Below are 10,685 nucleotides of genomic sequence, written 5' to 3'. Positions count from 1 at the left end.
ATCGGACTTGAAAAATTAGACACCTTTTCCAGTAAAATATACCGCATGAAATATGTATTTACTTTGCTGGCCGCGTTGGTGCCCATAATTCTAACGGCGCGCCCCGCAATCCCACGCTCCAAACGCCCAGAACCCGTTGCTAAAAAGGTAGTCGAACGGCCGAAGTCAGATTTTTCCCCGAGAACGTACGGCGGACGGCTGAAGTGTTTTCTCGGCGGCTTGATCCGGCCCCGGTATGATTATGCGCTCACGGGGGATCATGGTCAGATCTTGGCCTACATCGACACTTCAGAGCTAGTGCTGGGGATGCCGCTCCTTGACCTCGTCGGCAAGCAGGTTTCAGTGATGGGCGACCCAGAACCCAACGAATACCGCGAAGCCCTCGTTATTAAAGCGCGTGCGATGACCCCTGTCGATTCTGAGCGATGAAATTCGAACACGTCGCCATTGCCGCGATCGAACATATCCTCCCTTCAGTCGTCATTACTTCGGAGGCGATTGAAACACGTTTACGTACACTCTATGAACGTCTACACCTCCCACACGGACGCCTCGAGCTAATGACCGGGATCCGGGAACGCCGGGCTTGGCCAGAGCCCATCCTTCCCTCCGCCGCGAGTACACTAGCCGGCCAAGCTGTCCTCAAAAAAGCCGATATCGTCCCCGATTTACTGATCCACGCCTCCGTCTGTCGCGATCGTTTGGAACCGGCAACGGCCGCCTACGTACACCAAGCGCTACACCTTCCGCCAGAAACGCTCTTTTTTGATCTTTCGAATGCCTGTCTTGGCTTCCTCAATGCACTCATGATGGTCGCGGGGCTTATTGAAACGCAAAGAATCCGTTCGGCACTCATCGTTTGCGGAGAAAATGGGAAGCCACTCCTCGATCGAACGCTGGCTCAACTTGAGCACAACACCACCATCTCCCGTCAAGAAATAAAAGCATTTTTCGCAAACCTTACGATCGGGTCGGGTGCCGTCGCTGCCCTCATCACACACGATACGCTTCTATCTCAACCAGCACTGCATATCCAAGCGATAACAGGCAGTAGCAACAGTGCCGGATGTACACTTTGCCAAGGCGATAGCGACGACGAAGGACTCGTGATGCAGACAGATTCCGGAAAACTCCTAGAACTCGGTATTCAGCTCGCAAAAGACAATTGGCAAAAGTTCTTAAACGAGCATCGCTATACAAAAAATACTTTTCAACATACCATTTGCCATCAGGTTGGACTCCGCCATCGCGCGGCGCTCTATGAGGCCCTCGAACTCGATCTCTGTACGGATTATTCAACCTTTCCGCTTTTGGGTAATACCGGCTCTGTCGCCTTACCCATAACGCTTTCGCTCGCACTCGAATCCGAACGGATTAACCCCGGTGATCACCTAGCATTACTCGGTATCGGAAGTGGAATCAGTTCCTTGATGGTCGCCGCTCAATACCATGAATGAAACGAATTGGTAAAAATATAAAAATTTTACAGTAAAAACTTGATTTTTTAGTCCAAACGATACGGTGCAGGGCCCAGAGCAATGAAGATTTATTTTCTGGGGATTGGAGGAACTGCGATGGGGAATTTAGCGATCTTAATGCAGGCCCAAGGGCATACCGTTTCGGGGGCCGACGCGAAGCTCTACCCGCCGATGTCCGACCTACTCCAGCAATCCAAGATTGAAATTCAAGAAGGTTACGATCCGCAGCATCTCATTCAAAAATCCCCCGATCTCGTCGTCGTCGGCAATGTGATCACCCGCGGAAACGCCACCATGGAATGGCTTCTCAATACCAAGCAATTTCCGTACTGCTCGCTGCCCGAGTTAATTCATCATCATGTTATCGCCAATCGAGATGCAGTTGTTATTACGGGGACCCACGGCAAGACGACGACAACAGCACTCACGACCTACCTCTCTCAAGAAAACAATCTCCAGCCGGGATACTTTATTGGTGGCGTTCCATTAAACTTCCCCTCCGGAGCCTACTATGGCACAAAAGATTCGCCCTTCATTATTGAAGGCGACGAGTACGACTCTGCGTTTTTTGATAAGCGCAGTAAATTCATTCACTACTCCCCAAAGATTCTAGTTATCAATAATATCGAGGAAGATCATTTGGATATCTTTCGCGATCTTGCCGATATCCAGCGCTCTTTTTCGCATCTGATCCGTATCGTTCCTTCCGAAGGGCGCATTATCGCCAACGGAGATTCCGAAACCGTTCGTGCGCTTCTACCTGTTTCCTGGACACAGACGATTTTTGTCGGAACATCGAATACAAACGACGTCGTGATTACCGATGAAGTTCAAACCGATCAAGGCACAACGTTTTCCTTAAAAAGCGGAAACACGGTACTGACACTTAAAAGTCCCATCTTTGGCCATCACAATGTGCGCAATGTCGCCATGGCCGTTACAGCCCTCTACGCCTATCATCACAAACAGGGGGCACTTTTCGAAGCGCCGCTCAATCTCAACCTTCAGGGCTTTAAGGGTGTCAAAAAACGCCAGGAGGTCATCTTTAACAATGGACGAACGGTGATTATTGAGGACTTCGCGCATCACCCTACGGCGATTGCGAAAACAATTGAGGCGATTCGTCAGGCATTTCCGGAACACCAAATCATTACCGCCTTTGAACCGCGAAGCAATACGGCCTGCTCGGACTTTTTTCAAGCGCGCTTTATCGATGCCTTTCAAGGAAGCAACGAAGCATATGTTTCCCAAATTTTTAAGAACAAAGCACACGGTCTCGATGTCGAACGGTTAGTCCGTGAAATTCATTCCTGTCCGGCATTTGCAACAGATCCGGAAAAGATCAAAGCGACGTTTCCCCAAAAAGTCACCGGTCAAAAGCAAGTCTTTTTATTTCTCTCCAACGGTGATTTCTCCAATGTTGCGCGACATTTACGCGATGCCATCCTCGCTTGACTTGTTGGTTTAAAGTGATATCCTAAAGGTGATGAACCAGCATATTCAAAACTTCATTGATCACGATTCGGAACATCTTCTAGAGCATCGTTGCGAGACGATTTCCCAAAAAGATCTTCACCTTCCGGGGCCTGACTTTATCGATCGCGTCTTTGTTCACACCGATCGCCCTACACCCGTCCTTAATCAGTTAGCGTGGATGTATCATACCGGTCGCCTTGCGGGAACCGGCTATATTTCGATCCTTCCGGTTGATCAGGGCATCGAGCACTCGGCTGGGGCGAGTTTTGCACCGAATCCGCTTTACTTCGACCCTGAAAATATTGTTAAGCTCGCGATCGAGGGTGGTTGTAGCGCCGTTGCTTCGACACTAGGTGTCTTGGGAAGTGTCAGCCGTAAGTACGCACACAAAATCCCGTTTGTTGTGAAACTTAACCACAACGAATTGTTAACCTATCCGAACAAGTTCGATCAAATCTACTTCGGCCAAGTCGAACAGGCCTATGATATGGGAGCTGCGGCAATCGGAGCGACCATTTACTTCGGCTCGGAAGAATCAACACGCCAAATCCAAGAAACTTCGCTGGCATTTCAGCGGGCTCATGAGCTCGGAATGGTCACAATTCTCTGGTGCTATCTCCGTAACCCTGGATTTAAGGCCGATCAAGATTACCATACCGCAGCAGACTTAACCGGACAAGCGAATCATATCGGTGTCACGATCGAAGCGGATATCATCAAACAAAAGCTACCGACTAATAATGGTGGGTTTAAGGCGATTAAGTTCGGTAAAACGCACGACAAGGTGTATAGCGAGTTAACCACGGATAACCCGATCGATTTGGCCCGCTACCAGCTCGCCAACTGCTATATGGGCCGGATGGGACTGATTAACTCTGGTGGTGCTTCCGGTGATAACGATTTTGAAGAAGCAGTCCGGACGGCAATTATCAATAAGCGTGCCGGTGGATCCGGATTGATTTGCGGACGTAAAGCGTTCCAGCGCTCGATGGCTCAGGGTGTTGAACTCTTGAATACCATTCAGGACGTCTACCTTGATCACTCGATTACGATTGCGTAATCGCCTTGTCTTCATGGCGCGTTTTTTTTTAGAGATACGCCATGGATTTGTTGCAATTGGCGGGGAAGTGTATCCTCGTCATGGGTGTTGCGAATAAAAAGAGCGTAGCATGGGCTGTTGCTCAGCTTTTAGGAGCTCTTGGGGCGGAGGTTCTTTACAGTGTCCGTTCGCCTCAGCGCCGCGACTCCGTTCAAAAGCTTTTACCGGGACGCGAAATTTATATTTGCGACGTCGAAGATCCGGATCAAATCGTGGGTCTTGCGGAAAACATCCGACAAAAGCATCCCATCTTACATGGACTTGTTCACTCGATTGCATTTGGGAATTACGCCGATGGCTTTAAGCCCTTTCACGCAACCAAGCGGGCAGATTTTTTACAGGCAACCCAGATTTCCTGTTTTTCACTTGTCGAGCTCGCGAATGCCTTCAAATCATTGTTTGCCAATGATGCGTCCGTCGTAACGGTTGGTATTTCGTCACAAGTAACGGCACCGACCTATGGTTACCTCTCTCCGATCAAAGCTGCGCTCGAAAGCGTTGTTCGATTTTTAGCGAAATCTTTCAGTGCCGATAGCGAAGTACGTTTCAACTGTGTCAAAGCAGGACCGTTGAAAACGAGTGCCTCCGCAGGAATCCCCGGTTATGTTGATAATTACCTTTATGCGGAACAGATGACGCTTCGGAAACGAGCCGTCACGACTGAAGAGGTCGCTAAAACGATTTTATTCTTATTGAGTAACCTTTCAACGGGTATCAATGGCGCTGGTATCGTTGTGAACGCAGGTATGGACTTCAATTACTTCGACGAGACGCTGGTACATCGGAATTTAAAATAAATGTAAAATTACCTTGTAAATCCAGCGATTTCCTGATAAAATCAGCACTACTATGAAAATTGCAATTATAGGTTCGGGATTTGTCGGCAGTGCAACGGCCTTTCAGCTTGTGATGAGTGGTACGGCGCACGAAGTTCTCCTCATCGATAAGGATGCCGCGCGGGCCGAAGCCGAGGCCATCGATATCGTTCACGCGACTCCTTGTGGCCACCATAACCGGATCTCTTTTGGGGATTACAAAGACCTCACTGGATCCGATATTATTATTTTCACTGCTGGTGCGAATCAGAAACCCGGTCAAACACGCCTTGATCTTCTCAAGGTCAACGCCTCGATCTTTAAGGAAATTGTTCCGCAGGTAATGCAATACGCCAAAGATGCGATTTTCCTTGTTGCCTCTAACCCAGCCGATATCATGACCGAGATCGTCCTTCAGCTATCGGGTCTTCCGAAAACGCGTGTTATTGGTAGTGGGACGCTTTTAGATAGTGCGCGTTTCCAAGCGGAAATTGCTCAGTTTTTAGGGATTTCCTCCGAGACTATTAGTGCGTATGTACTTGGTGAACACGGCGATAACGAAGTCCTCATCTGGTCGAAAGCCAATGTCGGGATTATGGGTATCGAAGATTTCGCTCAAACCGTCGGCAAAGTCTTTACTAAAGAAGTCCGTGGTAAAATTGATGATAATGTCCGCAATGCCGCGTATAAAATTATCGCCGGAAAGCGTGCGACGTTCTACGGTATCGCCGGAGCTTTAACCAAAATCTGCCATACAATCGCTATGGATGCAAACGCGATTCTCCCGGTTTCGTCGCATCATGAGCGCCTCGAGTCCGCCCACGATATCTGTCTCGCGATGCCAACAGTTGTCAATCGTCAGGGAATTGTACAAGTTTTACACCCGAAGCTCAGCGAAAATGAACGGATCGGCCTCGATAAATCCGCAACCGTCATCGAATCCTACACCCAACAAATCCGCGCCGAACTCTAAAAAGTTTTTATCTTGAAGTAGCCGGTAATCGCAGTAGAAGATACGGCTATGACGACGGATACCCAAAAAAACGAACCACAAAATCGGCCGATCGATTTCGCGATTGCGGCCGTTAATAAACAGTTTGGCGACGGGTCCGTCATGCGGATGGGCGATGCGAAAAAAATGAACGTTTCGGTGATTTCAACCGGTTCGCTATCGCTCGATCTCGCCCTCGGTGTTGGTGGTCTACCGCGTGGGCGAATTTGTGAAATTTACGGACCAGAGTCCTCGGGGAAAACAACGCTCTGTCTCAGCGTTATTGCCGAAGCCCAGCGCAAGGGCGGCAATGCGGTATTTATCGATGTCGAACATGCGTTGGACCCCAAATACACCAAAGTTGTCGGCGTCGATCTCGATAATCTCATGGTTTCTCAGCCTGAGAGTGGTGAAGATGCGCTCAATATCGCCGAAACCCTCATTCGCTCCGGTGCAATTGATGTGATTGTAATCGATTCTGTTGCTGCACTCATCCCAAAGGCCGAACTCGAAGGCCAAATCGGCGATACCACCATCGGCCTCCAAGCCCGAATGATGAGCCAGGCCATGCGACGACTCACATCTGCCGTCAGCCGTACCCAATGTATTTGTATTTTTACAAACCAGATCCGCGAAAAGATCGGGATTATGTTCGGCAGCCCCGAGACGACACCCGGCGGCCGTGCGCTTAAGTTTTTTGCCTCCGTACGCCTCGACATCCGGCGTGTCAACCAAATCAAGGACAACACCGGTCATTTCCTCGGCAATCGCACACGCGTTAAGGTCGTTAAAAATAAAGTCGCGCCACCTTTCACGGAATGCGAATTCGATATCATGCGGAACGAAGGAATTTCACAAGCAGGTTCCCTCATTGATCTCGGCATCGAGTACGATATTTTAGAAAAAAAGGGCGCCTGGATTGCCTTTAACGGGAAAATGCTCGGTCAAGGCCGTGAAAGTGCCAAGCAAGCGATTCGCCAGGATCAGCAATTAGCTGCGGCAATTCAAAAAGCGATCGTCGCCCGGGTCAACGTTTCTGGTGGCACGGTATTAGCCGAAACGCCCGATGAGTCCTCAACTCCGGAATCGTGACCTCAGACATCTTTAATGCCATCGCCGAAGTAACGTCCCATGACTCCTTCGATCTTGTCGTCCAAGAAGCAGATGACGCGTTACGAATTCGCGGACATCTTCCGGCTGGCCGTAAACTCGCCCTCCAGCTGTGGCCCCACCGCGTTTCATCCCTCTCCTCACTCGATGCGGACTTCACGATTGAATCCGACGCTACGCTCTCACTCCAAATCCAATACCGTGGCACTGCCGGAAAATCCTTTTCCTGCAAAACCGCGCAACATCACATAGGCGCACAGGGCCAATCCACGGTCACTGTAAACGCCGTGGGCGAAGATACCACACATTTCGATTACGTCGGCACCATTGAAGTTCCTGAAAAAGTAGAAAATATAACCGCAACACAGCGTTTCCGCGGATTATTACTCTCTTCGTCTGCAACCATCACCGCAACGCCGATCATGCGCGTCGCCTCACGGGATACCAATTGCGAACACGGTACCTCGATTGGGCCCATCGATCCCGACATTTTAGAATACTGCTCGCTGTGTGGAATTTCAAAAAAAAGCGCCCAAGACGTTTACGTTTCTGGATTTTTAGGCGAATGCCAGCGCATCGAAAGCACCTGATAACGCCGCCCTAACTCGGGCTTATCTGCATCAAGCCACTCCGGAAAACGTTGCACCAACGCTTCGCAATGGGTTTCTGCTAAAACCTGTCCCTCATCATCCAATGTATTACCATAAACGTAAATCTTAAACGTATCGCCCCGCGCACAGAGAACCGTTCCAATGGATTGCAAAAGGTCTGCTTGCGTTAAAAACCCAGGTGCCCCTGCCCATGTTGGACCACTCGCAGCCTCATCATCGAAAAAGGGTGAGTGTACCTGTGAAATAACGTTTTCCCCGCCATACTCTGCATTGGTGTTCGTAGCGTCAATCGCCGCCTGTAGGGCTCCTTTTAAACCTAACTCCGCATCGGGATGTTCTTTTGAAACGAGTTTCCTGTTGATGAATTCTCCTAAACTGCCAGCAACACCTCGCCGCTGAATCTGCTGTACGACAGCCTGCGCTAAATCCCACACCGCTTGTTGCTCCAACTGCCGTAACCCCGCCGGGTCTGGCGATGTTTGAATCCGGGAATATTCCACATAGCGCGTATCTCCCGTAATCGCGCCCGCCGTACTGCCGAGCAAGGCCGCCCAGGCCTCCGCCGAAGTATTGTTGACGTTAAACGCTCCCCGTAACACGAGGTTTTTCGCCGCATCATGAAAAGAATAAAGCGCTTCTTCATCCGCCCCAACCCACGCCTTTTGTCGCGGATTGACCAAAATAGTTGGACGATTGAGGCCCGTCGACGCGATAAAATAGTGATCCCAAAGCGCACGATTGAGCGCATAACTGTAGTCGTACAGCAACTCAACGCGATGGTGTGACGGCCACACCGAATTTGTAAACGCCGGGTTCTCTTGGAAAAATCGATCACGCTCGATCCATGGATTTTGAAACGAATTTCCAATCGCATACAGCGGATGATACGAAAAAACGCCCACGTTCATGTGCTGTAAAAACCCAAGATTGAGCAACTTATAATGCGCCTCCGGTAGGTCTAAAATAGACCGAAAGCGCGAATAGTCGTTGAATTGTTCCCATGTATTGGCCAATTTAATGGAACCGCTAGCCAGCGCATCGGCGTCGGAAAGTCCCCTCCACGCGGTCTCCCAAGAACCATAACCCGGTACCGCACCAGTTCCAGGATTCAGACCCGTCACGGCATCCTGACACGCCGTCCGTCCCGCAACAGGTGCATGGGGGTTGCCCGCTAAAAAAGGTCGCGTCTTGTAAGGCGAGGTGCTGGGTGCCTGTTTCAAATTCAGGTGCATACCGTATAAAGGGATCATTTGCCCATTCAATGCCCCAATCGCAATCGCGAAGTTACGATCACATCGCACATTTCCCGGACCCATTGGCAGATCACTGATTTGCTGCAAAACACGGTTATCGCGATCCGTCACACGCAGGTAAAGATGATCCCAAGAGTCGTACAAGTTGGGCCAACAATTGCCCTGTCCCGACAACTGTGGGTAACTTTCCCACCAACACGACGCCGCACGGGGCGATCCCGAGAGATCGATCCGCAACTCGCGAGCGCTGTAATATGTTGCCTCCATTGAGTCCGTCAACGTCAGCTCCCAACTCTTTCCACTCTCGTAGCCACTATTTTTAAATACTAAATAACGTGATGTATTTTGGGAAAAATCGACCTCGAGCGCACCGCCCCAAACACGACGTAGATAACCAGAAGACGCATCCGCTCCCCAATTGGGTACGTAATCCCCTAAAAGTCCGTCGCGAAGCGTGGCACCGTTAACATCCAATAACTTGCAGCGAAAGGTTGGCGTTTTCTGGTAATGGACGTAACTTTTACTGCTCATCTGGCTGCACTCAACGGATGGCGCTTCCTGTGCCACGGATAGCTTTGTACCGCTTAGTGGTCGGTTGAATGGATTCTCCAAGTGGAACCCCACCTGTGCGCGAAACAATAGATCATGCGGTGTTGCCGCATTTTCGACGTCCGACGGCGCAACATAACGGAGACTCATGTTGTTCAGAAACTCTGTCATAATGGGGTACACACCATACTGCGTCGCGATTCCAAGATCTGCGGCATGGCGCCCAGTAATTTGCCCCGTCACATAATCGCCGTCGCTCGTCATTTTCAGTTGGCAACTGCTGTAATCGACGCCAGCCTGCGGGTTGTAGAGCGGGTACGTGGCACGAATCGGCAATAGGTCTTTTCCCTCGAGTGAAACAAAGCTCTTAAAAAAATCCCAAGTCGGTGGTGGTGCCGGATACGTTGTGGGCGGCGTAAAGAGAAATGCGCCTTCCGGGATTTCTTGCAGGTAGTTATGGCCGTAACGCAAATTTTTCCGGAACCCACCGGTGCGTGTATCGGTTAAAAGTCCCCAAGAAAATCGAGTCAAGTGATGGAAGCGTTTCTGCCTGTATGTACGCACTGTTTCGGAATCTCCCCGTGCTAACGCCAGAAAATACGCAACATCGAAGTCTTCAGGAACCTGATCACCCATCATCGCGATATTGAACTGCTGAGGACACTGACGCCGCACAAACCACGCCTGCTCCGGCACACGCAAATGTCGCGTCCATAGCTCCGGCACCGCATCACTATTCTGACGATTGGTAGCGATTTTAAAGCTCTGGTCCTCGATCCAGTACGCGTATTGTCCCTTAAAATCAGATTTTTCCACATCGACCAACGGAACGTCAACGGGGTCCACGTTTTCAAGAAAACTGAGTATATTGGTAAAAGATTTTGGTTGCTGCACGTCCTCGATCGTGCTCTGATCCCCCGAAACCAGCCAGCTTAAAAATGTCTTCTCATCGGAGGCATCTGGAACAGTCTCATCACACTTTCGTACACGCCACGCCCCAATCCAATGCTGGCATTTCGGCAAACATGAGGGCAAAATCTGCGCTTTTGCCGTCGCGGTACAATCGCTTCCCGTCGTTGCCTGCAATTGCGCGAGCGCCATCTGTAGCCCCTGGAGCGCATTTCGTCGCGCACGGTCGTTAGCCTCGTTTTTAAATCCCGCCGTCTGTTGTTTTTGCAATAGCGCCAGCAACGAATAGCCGACCAAAATCGTCGTCAGCATCGCTAAAACGGACGCCGTCAACGCCAGAATAAATCCATCTTTTTGGTGAAATCTCATCATCTCGCAACGTATTTAAAAGTTA

Annotated in this window: 9 protein-coding genes; 8 read left to right on the top strand and 1 reads right to left on the bottom strand. The window is 50.1% G+C overall.

All coding sequences use genetic code 11. The annotated features are described in order from the left end of the window. Window positions 1-45 precede the first annotated feature (45 nt). From LW808_002430 to LW808_002395, 8 genes are all read left to right on the top strand, one after another. A complete protein-coding gene (locus tag LW808_002430) occupies window positions 46-429 on the top strand; it encodes a hypothetical protein (GenBank protein ID UPA28141.1) in 384 nt (127 codons plus the stop codon). Next, window positions 426-1,457: a 3-oxoacyl-ACP synthase III gene (locus LW808_002425; GenBank protein UPA28140.1), complete on the top strand. Its 1,032-nt coding sequence runs from the start codon at window positions 426-428 to the stop codon at window positions 1,455-1,457. Before LW808_002430 ends, LW808_002425 begins: the two co-directional genes overlap by 4 nt. An 81-nt stretch (window positions 1,458-1,538) precedes the next feature. Then, on the top strand, window positions 1,539-2,933 hold the full coding sequence (locus LW808_002420) for a Mur ligase family protein (GenBank protein ID UPA28139.1): 1,395 nt from the start codon (window positions 1,539-1,541) through the stop codon (window positions 2,931-2,933). Between the two features lie 31 nt (window positions 2,934-2,964). Beyond that, complete coding sequence (locus tag LW808_002415) at window positions 2,965-4,014, top strand: class I fructose-bisphosphate aldolase (GenBank protein ID UPA28138.1); 1,050 nt, start codon at window positions 2,965-2,967, stop codon at window positions 4,012-4,014. A gap of 41 nt (window positions 4,015-4,055) precedes the next feature. Next, window positions 4,056-4,850, top strand: coding sequence for an SDR family oxidoreductase (locus tag LW808_002410; GenBank protein UPA28137.1), 795 nt, complete (start codon window positions 4,056-4,058; stop codon window positions 4,848-4,850). 52 nt (window positions 4,851-4,902) lie between these two features. Beyond that, a complete protein-coding gene (locus tag LW808_002405; GenBank protein UPA28136.1) occupies window positions 4,903-5,841 on the top strand; it encodes an L-lactate dehydrogenase in 939 nt (312 codons plus the stop codon). 48 nt (window positions 5,842-5,889) lie between these two features. Then, window positions 5,890-6,951 (top strand): recombinase RecA, encoded by a 1,062-nt coding sequence (gene recA / locus LW808_002400; protein ID UPA28135.1) that lies wholly within the window; start codon window positions 5,890-5,892, stop codon window positions 6,949-6,951. Continuing rightward, window positions 6,948-7,559 (top strand): SufD family Fe-S cluster assembly protein, encoded by a 612-nt coding sequence (locus LW808_002395; protein ID UPA28134.1) that lies wholly within the window; start codon window positions 6,948-6,950, stop codon window positions 7,557-7,559. Before recA ends, LW808_002395 begins: the two co-directional genes overlap by 4 nt. On the opposite strand, the gene LW808_002390 is transcribed toward LW808_002395, so the two are convergent. Then, window positions 7,511-10,663, bottom strand: coding sequence for a hypothetical protein (locus tag LW808_002390; GenBank protein ID UPA28133.1), 3,153 nt, complete (start codon window positions 10,661-10,663; stop codon window positions 7,511-7,513). The genes LW808_002395 and LW808_002390 overlap by 49 nt on opposite strands. Window positions 10,664-10,685: the final 22 nt, after the last annotated feature.

It is taken from the genome of Verrucomicrobiota bacterium (assembly GCA_021294815.2).
Lineage (GTDB): Bacteria > Verrucomicrobiota > Verrucomicrobiia > Opitutales > LL51 > LL51.
Note: the sequence above shows the minus strand (reverse complement) of the source record. Positions and strands in the feature narration are given on the sequence as shown.